Below are 417 nucleotides of genomic sequence, written 5' to 3'. Positions count from 1 at the left end.
GTACGACCGGCACTCTTTTTAGTCCCAGACTGAGCGCGACTTCCATACGGTGCTGGCCGTCCAGTACCAGATTATGGTGTAGATCACGCTCCTCACCTTATCAAAAAAAACAAACCTGAATAATTTTATTACGCAACCATTCAACGCGACGTGAACTGAATTTTTCAATATGGCGCAATTTTTGTGGTTCAAAAAACTCTACATTCATTTTAGTGCCTCAACATTTTCTAATAATAAATGATAATCCGCAACCGCCTGCCGGTAATCGACTTCTTCGTTGAAAGATCTTGCAAACAAATCCGTAATATCTACAGCACGGCAGGGTAAGCAAGAGCGGTGTACAATCCAGGGTGCCATGTAATATTGCTGGGCGCTTTGCTGTAAAAACGTCTGCCGCAGGCGTCGATCTTTTTCCAC

The 417-nt window shown here is 43.9% G+C and carries 1 protein-coding gene; it reads right to left on the bottom strand.

Going from position 1 to position 417, the window contains the following annotated elements; genetic code table 11:
• Positions 1 to 204: 204 nt before the first annotated feature.
• Positions 205 to 417: hypothetical protein (locus QMM04_RS23185; protein WP_282997245.1), on the bottom strand; the 213-nt coding region annotated here is incomplete at its 5' end.

Source organism: Pantoea sp. Pa-EAmG (assembly GCF_030024295.1).
Taxonomy (GTDB): domain Bacteria; phylum Pseudomonadota; class Gammaproteobacteria; order Enterobacterales; family Enterobacteriaceae; genus Pantoea; species Pantoea dispersa.
Note: the sequence above shows the minus strand (reverse complement) of the source record. Positions and strands in the feature narration are given on the sequence as shown.